General features: G+C 36.7%; 13 protein-coding genes and 1 riboswitch. Of the genes, 1 reads left to right on the top strand and 12 read right to left on the bottom strand.

Features of this window, described 5'->3' with window-relative positions:
- Positions 1–225 precede the first annotated feature (225 nt).
- Positions 226–302: riboswitch (glycine riboswitch) on the top strand.
- A gap of 152 nt (positions 303–454) precedes the next feature.
- Positions 455–1,792: an amino acid permease gene (locus AAJG31_RS22505; RefSeq protein ID WP_279495503.1), complete on the top strand. Its 1,338-nt coding sequence runs from the start codon at positions 455–457 to the stop codon at positions 1,790–1,792.
- A 34-nt stretch (positions 1,793–1,826) separates the two neighbouring features.
- On the opposite strand, the gene AAJG31_RS22500 is transcribed toward AAJG31_RS22505, so the two are convergent.
- The 12 genes from AAJG31_RS22500 to gcvPA all read right to left on the bottom strand — a co-directional run bounded on the left by AAJG31_RS22500 (position 1,827) and on the right by gcvPA (position 18,505).
- Positions 1,827–2,792: a glutaminase gene (locus tag AAJG31_RS22500; protein ID WP_048392274.1), complete on the bottom strand. Its 966-nt coding sequence runs from the start codon at positions 2,790–2,792 to the stop codon at positions 1,827–1,829.
- A gap of 69 nt (positions 2,793–2,861) precedes the next feature.
- Positions 2,862–4,277, bottom strand: coding sequence for a M20 family metallopeptidase (locus AAJG31_RS22495; protein WP_279495504.1), 1,416 nt, complete (start codon positions 4,275–4,277; stop codon positions 2,862–2,864).
- 19 nt (positions 4,278–4,296) lie between these two features.
- Complete coding sequence (locus tag AAJG31_RS22490; RefSeq protein ID WP_054549150.1) at positions 4,297–5,517, bottom strand: MFS transporter; 1,221 nt, start codon at positions 5,515–5,517, stop codon at positions 4,297–4,299.
- A 298-nt stretch (positions 5,518–5,815) separates the two neighbouring features.
- Positions 5,816–7,117 (bottom strand): hypothetical protein, encoded by a 1,302-nt coding sequence (locus AAJG31_RS22485; RefSeq protein ID WP_279495505.1) that lies wholly within the window; start codon positions 7,115–7,117, stop codon positions 5,816–5,818.
- Positions 7,118–7,270: 153 nt separating this feature from the next.
- The gene (locus AAJG31_RS22480) at positions 7,271–10,120 is read right to left on the bottom strand and encodes a hypothetical protein (RefSeq protein ID WP_279495506.1); all 2,850 of its coding nucleotides are present in this window, start codon (positions 10,118–10,120) and stop codon (positions 7,271–7,273) included.
- Positions 10,121–10,384: 264 nt separating this feature from the next.
- Positions 10,385–12,739 carry an ATP-binding protein gene (locus AAJG31_RS22475; protein WP_279495507.1) on the bottom strand — a complete coding sequence of 785 codons (2,355 nt, stop codon included), beginning with the start codon at positions 12,737–12,739 and terminating at the stop codon, positions 10,385–10,387.
- Positions 12,712–12,870 (bottom strand): competence pheromone ComX, encoded by a 159-nt coding sequence (comX, locus tag AAJG31_RS22470; RefSeq protein WP_131522431.1) that lies wholly within the window; start codon positions 12,868–12,870, stop codon positions 12,712–12,714. Before comX ends, AAJG31_RS22475 begins: the two co-directional genes overlap by 28 nt.
- 276 nt (positions 12,871–13,146) lie before the next feature.
- A complete protein-coding gene (locus AAJG31_RS22465) occupies positions 13,147–13,530 on the bottom strand; it encodes an SMI1/KNR4 family protein (protein ID WP_054549147.1) in 384 nt (127 codons plus the stop codon).
- Positions 13,531–13,559: 29 nt separating this feature from the next.
- The gene (locus tag AAJG31_RS22460) at positions 13,560–14,507 is read right to left on the bottom strand and encodes an ADP-ribosylglycohydrolase family protein (protein WP_048392267.1); all 948 of its coding nucleotides are present in this window, start codon (positions 14,505–14,507) and stop codon (positions 13,560–13,562) included.
- 30 nt (positions 14,508–14,537) lie between these two features.
- Positions 14,538–15,305: a macro domain-containing protein gene (locus tag AAJG31_RS22455; RefSeq protein WP_048392266.1), complete on the bottom strand. Its 768-nt coding sequence runs from the start codon at positions 15,303–15,305 to the stop codon at positions 14,538–14,540.
- 397 nt (positions 15,306–15,702) lie between these two features.
- On the bottom strand, positions 15,703–17,166 hold the full coding sequence (gcvPB, locus tag AAJG31_RS22450) for an aminomethyl-transferring glycine dehydrogenase subunit GcvPB (protein WP_279495513.1): 1,464 nt from the start codon (positions 17,164–17,166) through the stop codon (positions 15,703–15,705).
- Positions 17,159–18,505 (bottom strand): aminomethyl-transferring glycine dehydrogenase subunit GcvPA, encoded by a 1,347-nt coding sequence (gcvPA, locus tag AAJG31_RS22445; RefSeq protein WP_004231057.1) that lies wholly within the window; start codon positions 18,503–18,505, stop codon positions 17,159–17,161. Before gcvPA ends, gcvPB begins: the two co-directional genes overlap by 8 nt.
- Between the last annotated feature and the right edge of the window lie 6 nt (positions 18,506–18,511).

The following is an 18,511-nucleotide window of genomic DNA, read 5'->3' as shown; positions in this document are numbered from 1 at the left end:
ACCACCTCATATTTAAAAACTCCTTCACGAAACACTTTGTATGACCAAAAATACTATTTTTCGTTAGAGATATGCCAGTTACGAACCCTATTCTTCTATTTTTCTGAAAATAGTTAAAATTTATTGTTGAATAATTTTAGAAGCACTGTTAGGATGTATAATATCTTACAATAATAATTGATTATCAAGTTAATAAGCTATGAATGCTATGGATCAAACTATAGCAGGAGCAGTTCTGGAGAGAGCGCACATTGCGTCGCCGAAGGGTTCACTATCTCAGGCAAAAGGACAGAGGAGTAATACAGCTTTTATAAGCGATGCTACACTATTTCATGTAGACATCTGCGAATAAATGGTATTTGTTATTCTGACGTTTTTCCGAGACTAGTGTCACAACTAGTCTCTTTTTATTTTTCCAGTCATAGTTTTTTATGCATCTTTGAGGGGGATTAACGTGGAACAGCAACAATTAAAACGAGATTTAAAAAATCGCCATGTACAGCTTATTGCCATTGGTGGAACAATTGGGACTGGTTTATTTTTAGGCTCTGGAAAAGCTATTGCCTTAGCAGGGCCTTCGATCATCCTAGCCTACTTAATTGTAGGGACAGCGCTATTTTTTGTGATGCGTGCCTTAGGTGAATTGTTACTATCCAATGCAGGCTACACTTCATTTACGGATTTTGCATCCGAATACATAGGGCCTTGGGCAGGTTATATCACAGGTTGGACATACTGGTTCTGTTGGATTATGACGGCGATGGCAGACATTATTGCGGTGGGGGTTTATACACAATATTGGTTTGATATCCCACAATGGGTGCCAGCCATTGGTTGCCTCGTATTGTTATTACTACTAAATCTATTAACTGTTAAGCTTTTTGGTGAGCTAGAATTTTGGTTCGCTATTATTAAAGTTATTACAATTGTAGCACTTATTATTATTGGTCTTATTATGCTAGTAACTGGCTTCCAAACTAGCTCAGGAGCAGTATCAGTTGAAAATCTATGGGCACATGGAGGCATGTTCCCAAATGGAATATACGGCTTTTTAATGGCCTTCCAAATGGTTGTCTTTGCATTTGTTGGTGTGGAATTAGTGGGGGTTTCAGCAGCTGAAACAGCAGATCCTCAAAAAAATATTCCTTCCGCCATTAATAAAATTCCATTTCGCATTTTACTTTTCTATGTAGGGGCATTATTTGTTATTTTATGTATTAACCCATGGTATGAAATGTCTGCTTCAAGCAGTCCCTTTGTCCAAGTGTTTACATTAGCAGGTATACCGATTGCTGCTGGTATTATAAATTTTGTTGTGCTTACTTCAGCGGCTTCAGCAGGTAACAGTGGGTTATTCTCCACAAGTCGGATGCTCTATAATCTTGGTAACAATAAACAGGCATCTCCAGCATTCGCCAAACTCAACAAAAACAGTGTACCAAGTAATGCACTCGTTATTTCTACTATTGTTGTATCAGCTGGTGCTCTGTTAAGTAAGTTGATGCCAGAGAACGCCTTTAGTGTTGTGACGACGATTAGTGCAATTTGTTTTATCTGGGTGTGGAGCATTATCATCATTTCGCACATTATCTACAAACGAAAAAAACGTGCTTTACATGAAGCTTCAATCTTCAAAGCACCACTGACACCTTTTATCAACTACGTCGTGCTTGCGTTTTTCGCCTTTTTATTAATGGTGATGTTTATTTCTGAGGCTACGCGTACGGCACTGCTGTTAACACCAATTTGGTTTATCGTTTTATTTAGTATTTATAAAATGAAAAAAAGATGACTTCAGACTAAGCGCTGAAATCATCTTCCACTTATTAAAAAATAGTCATATCCCATTCTGTTGCTAGCTGTTTCAGCAACTGTACACCTGCCACACTGTTTCCTATTGGATCAATCGCTGGTCCGTAAATTCCGATACCACAGCCAGTAGGAAACGGCGAGTGTAGGCCTGCATGTCCTGGAACAGCCGCAAGAATCGCACCTGATACACCACTTTTGGCAGGGAGACCAATAAATGCCGCAAACTTCCCTGAGGCATTGTACATACCACACGTTACCATCAAAGCCTTCGCTAATTTTGCCACTTGTTTTGGGAATAGCTGTTTCTTTAACAGTGGGTGATAGCCATCATTCGCAATAACTAGGCCAATCATGGCTAAATCTGATACATTGACTTCAATTGCACATTGCTTCAAATAAACCTCAAGCGCCGCCTCTACTGGACAATCTAAAAACCCTGAATCCATTAAGTAATAGGCCAATGCTCGATTACGATTAGCCGTTTGCCACTCTGACTGGAATACTTCTTCATTGATACTCAATTGCTTGCCTATGATTTGTTCTAAAAATTGTAGAATCTTTGTGACCTTCTCTTGTGGAGAATGACCAGCCAACATGGAGGATACCGTAATAGCCCCAGCATTAATCATCGGGTTAAAGGGTTTACCTGGCTGATGACTTTCTAAGCGAATAATTGAGTTAAAGGTATCTCCTGTTGGTTCAACATCTACTCTTTCTAAAACATATGGTAAGCCTCGATCCATACAGGCTAAAATAAAGGTAATAACCTTGGAAACGCTTTGAAGGGTAAATAGTTCTTCGGTATCTCCCGCTTTGATTTCGTGGCCTTCAGTCCCAACAATCGCAACAGCTAATTGATTAGGATCTTTTTTGGCTAAAGCAGGGATATAATTAGCACATTGCCCTTCTTTGGTAGCTGCACGATACTGTGATACCCACTGTGCTAGAAGATGATGCTGATGATTGGGTTGTGTTGACATGTCGCGTTCTCCTTTCAAAATGAGGCAAAAACAGAGCCTTCATAGTTCTCCTATGAAGACTCTATCCTGTTAGCGCTTAGGTGGCTGTGTTCCCTCTGGAATTAAAGATTGATATGTTTCACCATCTAGACGTTCTTGCCATTCCTTTTTCGCTTTTTCAATGTATAGAGGATTATCCAGCAACGCTATGGCTGTACAAGCCATAATTTTAGCAGCCTGTAGCATTCCTTTATGCGCTATTGGGGTCACTCCCTGAGACACTACCTGCCATGTATGTAATGGTGTCCCTAATGCCATGCATACAGTTGTACACTGTACGGTTGGTACGTTCCAGCTAACATCTCCAACATCTGTAGAGCCACCCATAATAAATTCAGGTAGCATGCCTGGAACATGATTAGCAATCACTTTTCCTTGTAATAGCTTGGCATCTTCTTTACGCAAGCCCACTAATGAAGCTGCTTGTACTTCTGGTGTAAACGTATTGAAAATAGCCTGCGCATACTGTTCATCCTCTATTGTATAGTCTGGCATACCAATTTCAAGTATTTGTTGATACATCACATCATAAAGTGTTTTATTTGTTATAAGATTCGAAGCAGCACCTTCAAACTCGATGTCCACTGACGTCCCTGTCATCATTGTGGCACCCTTTGCAATGTTCTCAACGCGTTGATAAATTTCCTGTACTTGCTGCTTTTTAGGTGCCCTAACTAGATACGTTACCTCTGCATATGGTTGAACTACATTTGGCGAAGTTCCGCCAGAATTAGTAATGGCATAATGCACACGTGCTTCTGGAATGATGTGTTCTCGTAAGTAGTTTACCCCAACATTCATAAGCTCAACAGCATCTAAAGCACTTCGTCCAAGATGTGGTGCAGCTGCGGCATGAGCACTTTTGCCCGTAAACTTAAACGTTGCGGCATAGTTTGCTAGAGAACTACACGTCATCACAGTCGAAAACGTACCTGGATGCCAAGAGATCGCGATATCAACATCATCAAAAAGGCCAGCCTTTGCCATATAAGCTTTACCAGATCCATTCTCCTCTGCAGGGCAACCGTAAAAACGGATTGTTGCTGACTGATGATTTTGCTCTAAATAATCCTTTACAGCAACAGCAGCTGCGAATGCGCCAGTACCTAATAAGTTATGACCACAGCCATGTCCGCTTCCACCATCCACAAGAGGCTCATGTTGTGTCGCCCCACCTTTTTGACTCAAGCCTGGAAGCGCATCATATTCACCTAAAAAGGCAATTACAGGCTTGCCAGAACCATAAGTTCCAACAAGCGCTGTTTCAAGACCCGCAACACCGACTTGTGTTTGAAAACCCTCTTTTTCTAGTGCCTGTTTCATATATTCCATCGATTTCTTTTCTTGAAAATGAAGTTCGGGTACAGCCCAAATCGCATCGCTTAATGCTACTGTAGCTTGCTGTTTTGCTTCAATTAACATTGAAATTTTCTCATGATAACTCATATTTGTCCCTCCAATTTCATTATGCTTTTAACAATGTTCCTTTTTGGTCGTTTAGTGTGACAAGCGATACAATACAGATAAGCGCAAAGCCAATTAACATCCAAAAGGCTGCATCAAAGGAGCCATTAAAGGCATCCACCATAAATCCAATTGCCATCGGTGTAACAAACCCTGCTAATTGTCCCCCTGTATTGGCAATTCCCATTGCAGAACCTGTAATAGAAGAAGGTAATTTCTTGAGTACAATAACAGGTAGTAATGTAATGACAAACGCAATAAATATCGAAACGACTGTTTGGTAACCAATAAATAACGTCACTGTTTTGGCAGTAAACATTAAATACAATAAAAGACCAATGACTGCGCAGGAGATGGAGCCTAACACTTTCTCCATACCTTTTGGTAGCTTATCAATGATATAGCCACTACCATATACACCAATTATCGTTGTAATGGCAGGTATTGTTTGCGCCCAACCAATGGACATTAAATCCAAGCCTCGATTTTTTTGAAGATATGTTGGAATCCAAGAAACTAATCCCCAGTTCACTGCATAAATACAAAAATAAGCAATGATTAAATTCCACATTAGGGGTGTTTTCAGTAACTCTTTAAAATTCACTTTGTTCGTAGTATTTTCTGTTCCAGCAGTAGCTGCCTCATCTTGCGGGAGTTGAATGTATTTCCAATATAAAAAGGCAATTATTGCCCCAATTGCCCCAATGATGATAAACATCATGCGCCAGCCAATCGTTCCTAATAAATAAGCAGCTAGCAAAGGGACGATGAGTGAAACAATGCCACCAGAAGTAAGCATGATGGACATCGCTCTACCTCTTTCCTCTTTTGGGAAAATCGTAGCAATAATTTTAGAGCTTGATGGCTGAAAACCACCCTCACCAATGCCAAATAAAAAACGAATCACAATCATCGCTGTTAAAGACCAAGCAATAGCTGTTAGGCCAGTAAAAATAGACCACGTGATAACAGCCATCAATAAAACTCGTTTTGCGCCAAACTTATCGGCAAGCCAGCCACCCGGTATTTGCATAATGGCATAGCCTAAAAAGAAAGCGCTTAAAATAATACCCGTTGAAGATGCATCCAGTTGCAAATCCCCTGTAATCGAAACTACTGCGTAGTTCATAATATAGCGATCTAAATTCCCTAAAGACCAACCTAAAAATAAAAGTGCAAGGATGACATTTCTAGATTTCTTCGTTATTTCATTTGTTGTCATTCATATCCCTCCCATATATAGAAATCCTCTCTTTATTGCCACGACTATTCTTGAATATGCTTGCCCCCTTGTCCGTAAATCCCCTTTTATATACCGACATTTTCGTTATATATTCGTATAATAATCAAAGTTCAATAAAAAGACAATATTTTTTTGAAAATTTCTAATAGATAATCGTCTTCGTAAATCCATATTATTTACCTAAATAACTGCTAAATTCATTAATTTATCAGTATTTAAGGCTTCAAAAAGCATAAAAATGTCCCACACCATTTATTGGTTTGGGACATTTTTGTTTTTAGACAAGTTGATACATTTTAATAGGTCTGCCTCGAGTATGCTGTAATTCTTCCCCACAAATTCTCGCTAAATCTACATTACATAAATCTGCTACGATTCGTTGGGCATTTCTCTCGCTCATTTGCAGTTGTGTCGCTAAATCCTTTGTCGTAAAATGCTTCCAATGCATTTTTTGTACAAGTGCATGGATTTTCATATAGGTTTTAATACTAATATTCCCTTTTTTTAGTTTTTCTAAAATATAAGGGTCTTCTGCTCGGTAGGAATAGGATAGCTCTTCTACATTCCCTACCGATTCAATAATGGTGCCATCATCCTGTATCATCACGATGTCAATAGCCTCGTTTTCCTTCGTCTGTCTTAGTCCTCGGTGAGCATGTAACTCAGCATTGAACACTGTTTGAGCAAAGCCAATGCCTGCTGTCACCTTCGTCTCCATTTCAATCGACAACTGATACATTTTTTCCTGTAAAAATCGTATTTGCCCTTCAATCGCACCTCTTGTACTAAAGATCGTATATTTACCATTCCCCTCTTCAATAAGAGAGCCATCAATCTGTTCACAGAGCTGTAGTAGATTTTCCTTCGTACGCAATTCTAAATATTGAATACGATAGCCTTGCTTCATGCGCTCTTTTAATGAATCGAAGTCCTTAATTTCAAGCATGACTGCACCAATTTGTGTCTCTTTATAGTAGGACGTTTTGATCTTCTCTGTAAAAAGCTGAACTGTATGATAAATTTCTGTTTTTGTCGGGGAAACCCAATAAGATGGAACGCCTCGTTTCTTCAGCTCTTCATCAACAGAGGGATAACAAGTAATCGCAAAATCAATTTTGCCCGCCTGCCAAAGACTATAATGGAAATCAAATAGCTCTTGTGGATCAATAGCGACATCAAATTCCTTTAAATACATATGATGGACATTATGCTGAATCTCTGCAAGACTTTCTGAAGCCATTTGAGAAGGCGAAGGAATAATATCGATACTAACATTTTCTATAAACTTTTTTTGCTGATAGGATTGCTCTAAAAAACCCCGATAAATAGCCGCTTCTGAAAAAATAATATGGGTCAATTTATCTTTGGATACATTCGTTTGACTGGCAAGCTTATAAGGGATGTAACCAGAAAACAACCAGAAATCGACAGCCTGATTATGTGTCTCCACAAGATCCTTTGTTTCCGTCGCCATTTCATATACATACGGAATAAATTCCATATCCTGTTCGATTTCTCGTGCTAAGGCAATAATTCTTTCAACGGATTGAATGGGACCAACAACACCTATTTTATACATCTTTTGTTCCTACCTTCTTTGTGAAACTACAATCTTTATGTAAAAAATTTATTCCTTTGTTGTACATAGTATAGCGGACAATCAAATTACTAAACAAATCTTATGTATAAAGAAAAGCCTCGAAAACTATTCGAGGCCATCTGGAAGTAACAATTATTGCTCGGTTGGATACATGTTTGTATAGAGTAACTCTAATCTTTTAGAGAGCTTTCCATAGGCTGTTTGCCATGCTTTACGTGCAGCATCATTACTGCTCCCTGCTGGTTCGTATATAGCATGCACCTCTTCAACCTTCTTCAAATCACCCTCTGCTTGCGTGAGCTTCGAATAATTTTTAACAACCTTCTTATCAGCATCACTCAGAGCATCATAGGCTTTACGGATTTCACTTACTTTCTCCTGTAAACCATTGATATATTCACCTTTTACAAGAAGTGAATTGATGGATTCAATTAATGACAATGCATTTTCATTCGTTTGCTGTTGTCCTTTTTGCTTATCAATGATCAATTGTCTAGTTCCTGCATCAATCAGGCTCACTTGTTTAGATGTAAGCTTTTCATATGCCTTGATCACAGTGCTTGGATTTGAAGCAAAGGATTTCTCATAGGTCTTCATAAAGCTTTCCACTTTTTTCACGTCTGCAAGCGCAGTTTTTAAAATATCATAGTTCGTAATCAGTTTTTTCTCACTTGAACTAAGGCTACTATATTGTGTAGAAAGATTTTTAATACGTTCAATCGTTACGACATAGAGATTATTGGAAACAATTGTGGCAATATCATTATTTAGCTGTGTAATTTTCGATGCATTTTCATCAATATTTTGATTTTTTAATAAAGCTTCATATTGTTCTTTTGCTAAATGCTGCTGATTCGCAGGTAATTTCGCATAAGCTTTTTGCACTGTTTCAATTTTTTTAGCCTTTTTCGCAGCATCTGTTTCTTCTCTAGCAGTCTGTATTTTTTTATAGAATGATTTTACTCCTGTAATATCCTTATTTGCTGCTGTTAATAAATAATAATTTGTCACGTATTTTCTTGCAGCTGAAGACAATTTTTTATAGGAATCAGAAGCTGTATTAACAGCGGTTTCTAATTGATTGAATGAATATTTCGTAACATCCGCAAATTTGGCAATATCCGCCTTTAACGCCTCTGCTGCTGCTTTATCAGTAGGCACTTTACCATTGCCATCAACTGAAATCTTTGGCGTGTTTAGTAAAAATTCTTCAGCATTATATACAAGTGATTGCTGTAAATTTGTAAGATTATTATAAGCTTTTAAAGTACTTGTATAGCTTGAATTAAGTTTACTTTCCGTTACACCAGTTGTTGCAGATAATTTTTGATAGGCATCCATATCTTTAATTACTTTTTCAGCTGCTTTTAAATCTTTCTGTAAGGTAACAAGACTATCGTAGCCAATAATTTGTGCTGCGGAGGCTTTTGTTAAGCTCTTATATTCCTTGATCATTTGATTAACATTATTGACATGACTTTGCCATGAACCAGCAGACGGATTGAACGGATAAACATCATCGCTAATATAGCTATCTATAACATTATTTAAATTTATAATTTGGCTTTCTTCTGCACGTTCTGCTGTAGTCAAACGCTGCACATACACATCTGGCACTAATTTTAATTGTTTATACGTTAATTTTTCATAGGCTGTACGGATTGATTTAGCAGTCGTCACTTGTTTATTAGGCGTACTATTTGTAGCTAATTTATCAAATGATTTAATGAATTGCTCCACCTTTTTAATATCCGATTTAGCCTCAGACAAAATTGCTTGGTTTTGAACAGCGGCTCGGTAGCTTTGTGATAATTTCTCAATATCTGCTTCGATTGTCTTTACGCTCGCTTGTAAGGAATCAACATCCGAAGCTACATATTTCACAAGTGAATTCTCATAAGATAATAAATTAATAATAGCTTGATTGAGTTTTCTGACTTCTTTTATCTCTTCAAGATCATTTGGCTCGTTTAATAGATTTTTAATGCTCGTATATAGGGTCTCATCTACATCTAAGCTACGCTGTAACAGATCTAGCTTATTATAAGCCTCTTCTAGTTCCTTTATTTCTTTTTCATTACTAGTCTCTATTTTGCTCCATTTTTCATTTAACTTAGTTATTAATTCAACATCAGCAAGTGCTCGCTTTAAGACATCATAATTAGACACATTACCTTTAGCTGCCGCTGATAAGGATTGATAGTTTTTTTCTAGTTCCGCAACTTTAGCACTAAATTCTGCTAAGCTTGATACATTGTATTTATTATCATTGACCAGTAAAGCTTTAATCTCTTTCGTTAAAGTATCAGTGGGTTGTTTAGAGACTGTGATGGTATCAGATAGTTTAGATTCCGCAAAAGAAAGACCCACTTTTGCTTTGACAGTGACAGCAATATTTTTGATATCCTTTTCAATGGCATCCTTCGGAATCGTATATGTACTACCTGCAGCTCCCTCTATGATAGTAAAGGAGTTATCGCCTAATTTATAAAACCATTGATAACTATATGTAATTTGATCACTTTGCAATTTTGCACCATTCTTATCGGTTACAGTAATACCAGCTACTTTCACTGTTTCTCCAGGTGCTACAAAACCAGAGGATTGACCTTCTAACGTTGGAATGGTGATATCGAGCTCTAATGGCTGAATAGTGCGGGGTGCACTTTTAAATTTTTTACCGTCTGTCGTAGTTGCTTCCACAAAAATGCTTTTTCCAGCTGCTTCAACAGGCACTTTTAAGGAAATAGATGTTGCTCCCGAGATGGGCTTATTTGTTGAACCCTCTTCACCAGTAATTTCCTCTAGATAATACCATTGATAGGCATTGACGATTGTATCATTTGGTAATTTTTCTACTTTTAATGTTGCATTGACAATATTTTCTCCAGTGACTGAAACTGTTTCGGCCGCACCTGCTACAGTGGGAACGATAAGTGCAACAGGAATAGCTGCTGCTGTTAAAAATAATTTTTTATTCAAATCTATTGACCTCCTCAATCCTTCTCCTGAATTATATCGGTCATATGGCCATAATTTCCTTGAATATTAGGTAAATACTCTAAAAAGTGTATTTTTTCCTGATTTACTATTTATCAAATAATATTTTTTTGATAACGTTTTATTATTTTTGATTATAAATAAATACTTTTCAAACAAAAGCCTTCTAACCCACATTCGTAGCCTCTACGAAGAGATTAAAAGGTGTTAAAAAAATAAATGCACTTATGCTTCCGCTTCATCTGGTTATCCTCGTATCATATAAGTTGGTTGGATCAGGGTCTTATAGGTATAGGGATTCGTATGTTGGGTTTCACTTACTTGGATACGAATCGTCATCCCTTCTCCTACTTTGCTATCTAATGCGAATTTCCCATTAAAAGCTTGAACGCGCTCCTGCATGCCTTGTATGCCCATAGAATCGGCAAGTAGAATATCATCTATATTACAACCAACACCATCATCGCTATACAAAATTTGGAATCCCTCTTCGGTGCCCAATAAATGTATTTCAACTGTATTAGCATAGGAATGTTTTAACGCATTGTTTAATAATTCTTGAAACAGTCGATAAATCATTAAGTTTAAACGCTCATCCTCTAAATAGAGGCGGTCAATCGTATATATCAAAACAAAATTAGCCCGTTTATGAATTTTCTGTATTAGTTTTTCAAGGGCTGCATTTAAGCCCAATGTATCTAATAGAGGTGGCTTTAAGTTTTCGCAGTAGCCCCTCAAATCATTCAGAGAGATAATCATATGTTCATGAAGCTTTATAAGTTTAGATGGGATCTCCTCTTTTTCTTTGGTATGCATGAGGACATCCATTTCCCTTGCAATGTGCAGTTGTTCTTGTAAAATCGTATCATGAAGTTCCCGTGCTAACTGATATTTTTCTTCCTCGAACCTTAGCCAGAGTAATTTATTGAGCCATGGTAGCTGTCGATTATCAGCTTCTTTCATATGCTTTAACTGATTTAAAAGCTCCTCAACCATTTTTGTGTTTTCGATAAAATTATTTAAATAGAGCAGTAATAATTCTAGCCATAGCAGTTCCTCGTCCTTGAGATAAATCGTTTTATTATGATCCACAACAAGGATTCGTTTATAGTTCACATCCTGATGAATAAAGGCGATATAGAAATGATCTGTCTTCTTTATATCTCCCAAGCCTAATCGTTCGACTAGTACCTCATCTATTTGATGCTGCGTGTATTCTTTTGATTTATTTGTTAAGGTAACTTGATGTGTTTGAAAATCATATGTGAGCACATACACACTTTCCATTTCAAGCTGAACCACAACCTCTTGTACAAATTTCTCCAATAAGTCCTCAATCTTCACCACTCTACCAATACTCTCAACGGTCGTATACAAGCGGTGGATGTAGTCGCCTTTTGTAGAAAATAAAATTTTCCGCTTACGATAATCAATCCGCTCTTTAATGTAGAACAACGCCATTAACGATAGAAAGGCAAAAAAGAAAATCTCTGTCATGCGCGAAACTGATAAATCTGCAAATAAATATAAACCGATTAACAGCCATATCGTAAAGCCAAATGAGAAATTAAAATAATAACGCAATCGAGAAATGAAATACTCCATATCAAAAATACGTTCAGTGAGTTGTGTGAAAATGAAGCTGAATGGAATTAGTAAAAGAAATAATGAACAAATATCAGCAGAAAGTAGTTGTTCATTGACAAAAATTTGAGGTAAAGCGTATAAAAATAAAAAAGGCAGAAATGGGATAATTATACTCATTAATAAAAGCTTTAGATGGGAAGATTTATACTTAAAAAAACCTACAATTAAAATTCCAAGATTCAATAATATTAATAGAAAAAATAGCCATAGTATCAATTCAGATAATATCGGATTAATTGATGGATAAAAAATACTAAAAACACTCATGGCAACAGCCAAAAAAGGTAAAACAAAGAAATTTCTTATATTTTTTAAGAATAACCACTTTATATCTAAAAACAAAAAATATTCTTTTAAAAAGAGCAATAAAATGACTAAACACAGAAGTAAACTACTACGATTAATAATCATACCTATATTATCTAAACGTCCTGAAGCACCAATACTTACATAGGCTAAAGAAATACTTAGAATAAATAATATAAGTAAATTAGTAAGTTTTTGGTTAATTCTTTTAGAATATAAGTATATTGTAATGAATAATGTTAGAAAATAATAACAAGCTGGTATTATCAATAAATAGTAAAATTGTTGAGGAATATCTAGATTTTTTATCTGTATAGAGACTATCCTTCCATCCGACTTTTGAATTGTAATTTCTTTCGCTGCTCTTATGGCAGAATCAAAGGATATATAAGATAAATTACTTATTTTAACATTATCAACGTATAAAACAATATCTCCAGGAACAATTTTATGCTTAGACGCCCAATTTTTATAGTAAGAATCCGTTATTGTCCAATTATCATTTATTTTTTCTAATTCTATATTTAAAAAGGGCGTGCTATAAGTAATATAAAGTAAATAAATACCTGAAATTAAATAGAATCCTATAGCAAGCCCAAACCATTTATTTTTTAAATATTTTAGTACCAAACGCGATTTTCTAAACATACATCTTCATCAAACGAATCCAATATTGCCTTTTGTTCTAATGCTGTTACACCAATGAGAGAAGCTTTTTTTTCTTTTAACAATGTCACTAACGTCGGATTTTGCTCTAAATACTGAATCATGTTAATCATTAAAATCGCCTCATTTCTTCATTTTTTTAGTTTATAGTCACTATTTTTTGCCAATAATTCCTCTTAATAAGGAATTATTAACCATTTATGTAACTATATTTTCATTATACTACCTCTCTCCAATAATTCAACATAATTTTCTAAAAAATTCAAAAAATAATAGATTACGTAATAATTTTGCTTTATTTTCAATTATTTTTCTCCAATAATAGACATAAAAACAAATGAAAAGCTCCTTCCTTCTAGTAGGAAGAAGCTTTTCATTTTTCTCTTTTGCTAATACTGACACCCTTCTTGTAGCCACTTGTAGAAATCACAAGTAATCAATGTTGCATGCTTTGGGTTCATATCACCACTATCTACTGCTAAAACACGATAATCCTCTGCCTTTATGTCCATTAAAAAGACCATTCCTCCACTATCATCACCAATTGCAATATAGCCTTTTGCATATTCTTCCACTTCCCAAGTCTGGTTTCTTTCTATTACTTCCTCTGTACCATAAATAAACACGCCATTCGTAAACGATAAACCGTTACTTTCCTTTAATACAAGTGTATACGCACTCGGAAGTTGACAATTCAGCCTATGTTCTATGTGTACAATTTGGTGATCTGTTGCTGGTGGATTAGCTGTATAGCTATTATGTATAGGTAACATGTCGTCACCGTCCTTTCCAATAAACTTTTTTACGTCTGCGCTGCACAAAATTCATAAAACGCCAGGATTAAGGCATCAACCTTTTGTTTACTGACAATTTTACCTAACCATTCTTCTGGAATATTGTCCAACTGTTTATACATTCCCGCGATCGATCCTGTAATTGCTGCAACGGTGTCCGTATCTTCTCCTAAATTAACTGCCATCAGAATCGCTTCTTTAAATGTTGTAGAATTACCTACACACCAAATAGCCGCTTCTAACGAATGAACAATATAGCCACTCGATTGAATCTCGTCTTCAGGCGTATTTAAAAAGTTTTCATGAAAAATCCTTGCATAAGCATTTAACTCTGCTTTCATTTCATTTTGTAAATTATTTTGGAGTAGTTCAAAGACCTCTTTTAAGGCCACTTCTAGTGAATTATTTCGGTATAAGCTTAATAATAGTTCAATGTAAATGATGGACCCTACTATGGAACGCGGATGACCATGAGTAATCTCTGTATACTGATGAACTAATTCTTTTCTTTTAATAAAATCTAACTCATGCATTACCACGAATACTAAAGGAGCAATTCTCATTAACGTACCATTGCCATTATCAAATTCGCCCGTTTTACCACATTTTGCTGGCGGAACACCTTTTTTATAGTTCGAAACGGCTTCAGCTGTAGTAATTCCAATATCAAACATTTCGCCAAATGGTGTGAGATAGCCCTGCTCCATGTATTGTACAAATTTATTCATTAATGTTTTGGTATTCCCATTTTCAATAATGTTCTCGACCAGGCAGAGTGTTAAAGAAGTATCATCAGACCAAGTACCAGGTGGCTGATTGTAAGTACCGTACCCCATCACATCTTGCACATGGAAAGTCCCTCTTTGTTTAAACTCAACAGGTACGCCCATTAGATCACCGATAATCCCACCGTATAAAGTGTCAAACACCCGCTCCCTCAATTTTGTATCTACCATAGATGCCACCCCTAACTTTAATTTAATTTATCACAATTCAAAAACAGTACATTTAATTTTATAATAAATCAATTCCTCATTTATTATTTTTTCGATCTCTCTCCAATCTCCTCCAGCTAAACCTGAACCAATTTTAGGCATCTGTATCGATAATCTATTTTTTAAGGCAAACCTCGCAACTTTTCTTAAACATAAACGAAGCACATCATAATCAATATAGGTTGTACGATCTTTATCATTTTTCCTCACACCATGCTGTGCAAGCATATTGGCAACAAAAGTAGCTTTCTGCTGGTCTACACATACAAACTGAACCTCTCCTAACCCAAAAGTTTCTTTATCCTTCGACCATTTTACATAATCATTTTTAGCAATAGGGAATTGCTTTGATAAAGATAAAACAAAGCCTTTTCCCCATTTTCCTAAAATATTGACTACATGAATAATGAGTGTATGTTCTTCTAAAGGAAGAGATGCATCGCCCTTTAAGTAGTTTATTGGAGATTTGTTAGCTACAATTCCCTCCTGCCATTTTTTCTCAAAATCTAATCTTGTAATAGGTACACTATCGCTTACATCTAAACTATCGATATGTCCGTCATACAATAAAAATCCAATATCTTCGTTCCAATCGTGCAATGATGAAGAACAGTACATATCATTTTTTATTATATTGATCTGCCTAGTTGCAACGCCATCATCAAATTCTGTATATAATTGACCATAACCTTTTAAAAATTCAATATTATCACATTTATAGTATAATAGACTATTACCAAACTTGATATCTTCTTCCATCACTTTCCCCCCTTAATAGAACCAACCTAACCCTATCTTGTGCTTAATAAGGTGCAAAGATTTTATTAATTATACTTTCGATTGTAGATAGTTAGGCACTACCTCTAAGTCCTTAAATTGAATCCCTTTAAGATGGAATTTTTCACAGATTTAAATTTTTCTGAACAAAACAGGTATCTACCCAGTTTAAATCGTTTAATGGAAATAAATCAAGATCAGAGTCTTTTAACACCAATCTTATATACTTATCAACGAAACTTCCATCAACTTTTAATTTTGCATTACTTGGCACTTCTCTTGTAAGATACTCAGATTTTCATAATCAATTGAAGATTCGTTTAGCCTGTAATTTAAGGTGCAAAAAAACCGCTCACATAAACGTGAACGGTTTTGGAAACTATGCTTTTTGATAACGAAGCACTGGTGTACGAGCAGCGCGTGTTTCGTCTAGACGAGATACGACTGTTGTATGAGGTGCTTCTTGAACGATTGATGGATTTTCTTCTGCTTCTTTCGCAATTTGAATCATTACATCACAGAATGCATCTAACGTTTCTTTTGATTCTGTTTCAGTTGGCTCAATCATCAATGCCTCTTCCACATTTAATGGGAAGTATGTTGTTGGTGGATGGTAGCCAAAGTCTAACAGACGTTTTGCGATGTCTAATGTACGAACGCCTAGTTTCTTCTGACGACGACCCGATAAGACAAATTCATGTTTACAGTGACGGTTATATGGTAGATCATAGAATGGCTCTAAGCGACGCATCATGTAGTTGGCGTTTAATACAGCATATTCTGTAACAGCTTTTAAGCCATCAGGACCCATTGTACGAATGTACGTATAAGCACGAACATTGATACCAAAGTTACCATAGTAAGGTTTTACGCGTCCGATTGATTGTGGACGATTGTAGTCAAAGTGGTATGTGCCTTCTTCAGTTCTTACTAATACTGGTTTTGGTAGGAATGGAATTAAATCTGCTTTTACACCTACTGGACCAGAACCTGGACCACCGCCACCATGTGGGCCTGTAAATGTTTTGTGTAGATTTAAATGCACACAGTCAAAGCCCATATCGCCAGGACGTGCTTTACTCATTACAGCATTGAGGTTCGCACCATCATAGTACACTTTACCGCCTACAGAGTGAATTAGCTCTGCCATTTCGATAATGTTTTCTTCAAATAACCCTAGTGTATTCGGGTTCGTTAACATTAGTGCTGCTGTATCAGAACCTACTACTTTGCGAAGGTCTTCGATATCAACTAAGCCATTTTCATCTGATTTAACAGTGATTGTTTCAAAGCCTGCTACTGTCGCAGATGCTGGGTTTGTACCGTGAGCTGAATCAGGAACGATTACCTTGTTACGGTGTCCTTCACCATTTGCTTCATGGAAGGCACGAATCATCATTAACGCTGTCCATTCACCATGAGCACCTGCTGCTGGTTGTAATGTAACTTCATCCATCCCAGTAATTTCCACTAAAGAAGTTTGAAGATCATAAAGAAGCTCCATTGCCCCTTGTGCTGTTGATTCATCCTGTAATGGGTGAACATTTGCAAAGCCAGAAAGACGTGCAACTGTTTCGTTAATTTTCGGATTATATTTCATCGTACAAGAGCCAAGCGGATAGAAGCCAGAGTCTACTCCATGGTTTCTACGAGAAAGTGCTGTATAATGACGCATAATATCAAGCTCAGACACTTCAGGTAGTTCTGCTGCCTCTGAACGTACTAAGTTTGCAGGTAATAAATCTGCTAGGTCTACCTCAGGCACATCTAGTGCTTCTAAACTATAGCCAACGCGACCTTCTTTTGAAATTTCAAAAATGAGTGATTGATTTTCGTTATGCATTAAGAGCCCCCATTTCTGCAACAAGTGCATCAATTTCTTCTTTCGTGCGTAATTCAGTTACTGCGATTAGCACATGATTTTTAAGAGAGTCATAATTTTGACCTAAAGGATAGCCACCGATAATACCCTTTTCGATTAAGCCTTTATTGATTTCCTTCACACATTTATTCGTTTTCACAACGATTTCATTGAAGTGTGCGCCTTGGAATGCTACTGTAAAGCCTGCTGCTTCAAAGGCATTTTTTGCATAACGTGTTTTGGCGATATTTTGAGTAGCCATTTCACGAATTCCTTGTTTCCCAAGAGCTGTCATCGCTACAGAAGCTGCAAGTGCAAGTAGTGCTTGGTTCGAGCAAATATTGGAAGTTGCTTTATCACGACGGATATGTTGTTCACGTGCTTGTAGTGTTAATACGTATCCACGACGGCCTTCACCATCCACTGTTTCACCAACAAGACGTCCTGGAACCTTACGCATCAATTTTGTTGTCACTGCAAAGAAACCACAGTGTGGGCCACCGAAGGCTTCAGAAATACCAAATACTTGCGCATCACCTACACAAATATCAGCACCAAGCTTGCCAGGAGGCGTTAAAATTCCTAATGCCAATGGGTTAGAAGATACAACGAGTAAGCTTTTTGCAGCATGTGCAATATCCCCGATCACTTGGATATCTTCCACTTGGCCAAAGAAGTTTGGATATTGGGCAATAACAGCTGCTGTGTTGTCATCGATTAACTCTTTTAATGCATCCACATCTGTCACACCATCTTTTTGCGGGATAGTCACGATATCAATGGATTGACCATATGCATATGTAGCAACAACATCGCGATATTCTGGGTGCACTGCTTCTGACACTAAAATTTTCTTGCGACGCGTATGACCAGCTGCCAACATACCCGCTTCTGCCAATGCTGTACCACCGTCATACATAGAAGAGTTAGCAAGATCCATTCCCGTTAGCTCAGCAATCATCGTTTGGAATTCAAAGATGGCTTGTAGCTCACCTTGTGAAATCTCTGGCTGATATGGTGTATAAGCTGTATAGAATTCTGAACGAGAAATAACATGGTCTACGATCACTGGTTTATAGTGGTTATAAACACCTGCACCTAAAAATGATACGTTGGCATTTGTGTCCTTATTTTTAGCAGCAAGTGCCGTTAACTCTTTTAATAACGCAGATTCTGATTTTGCTTCTTTAATATCATAAAGGCCTTTAAAACGGACTTTCTCAGGAATATCCTCAAATAACTCATCGACTGAGGATACACCGATTACGTCTAACATTTCTTTTTGATCTTGCTCCGTCATAGGTAAATAACGATGTTTCATAAATGT

Origin of the sequence: Lysinibacillus sp. BS3 (assembly GCF_039614735.1) — a bacterium.
Lineage (GTDB): Bacteria > Bacillota > Bacilli > Bacillales_A > Planococcaceae > Lysinibacillus > Lysinibacillus capsici.
The sequence above is the reverse complement of the archived record's forward strand: the minus strand, read 5'-3'. Positions and strand labels throughout refer to the sequence as shown.

Coding starts and splice junctions, on each gene's coding strand:
- AAJG31_RS22500 (WP_048392274.1), bottom strand. CDS start 2,792: ATGTCAACACAACCCAATCATCAGCATCATCTTCTAGCACAGTGGGTA.
- AAJG31_RS22495 (WP_279495504.1), bottom strand. CDS start 4,277: ATGAGTTATCATGAGAAAATTTCAATGTTAATTGAAGCAAAACAGCAA.
- AAJG31_RS22490 (WP_054549150.1), bottom strand. CDS start 5,517: ATGACAACAAATGAAATAACGAAGAAATCTAGAAATGTCATCCTTGCA.
- AAJG31_RS22485 (WP_279495505.1), bottom strand. CDS start 7,117: ATGTATAAAATAGGTGTTGTTGGTCCCATTCAATCCGTTGAAAGAATT.
- AAJG31_RS22475 (WP_279495507.1), bottom strand. CDS start 12,739: ATGTTTAGAAAATCGCGTTTGGTACTAAAATATTTAAAAAATAAATGG.
- comX (WP_131522431.1), bottom strand. CDS start 12,870: ATGATTAACATGATTCAGTATTTAGAGCAAAATCCGACGTTAGTGACA.
- AAJG31_RS22465 (WP_054549147.1), bottom strand. CDS start 13,530: ATGTTACCTATACATAATAGCTATACAGCTAATCCACCAGCAACAGAT.
- AAJG31_RS22460 (WP_048392267.1), bottom strand. CDS start 14,507: ATGGTAGATACAAAATTGAGGGAGCGGGTGTTTGACACTTTATACGGT.
- AAJG31_RS22455 (WP_048392266.1), bottom strand. CDS start 15,305: ATGGAAGAAGATATCAAGTTTGGTAATAGTCTATTATACTATAAATGT.
- gcvPB (WP_279495513.1), bottom strand. CDS start 17,166: ATGCATAACGAAAATCAATCACTCATTTTTGAAATTTCAAAAGAAGGT.
- gcvPA (WP_004231057.1), bottom strand. CDS start 18,505: ATGAAACATCGTTATTTACCTATGACGGAGCAAGATCAAAAAGAAATG.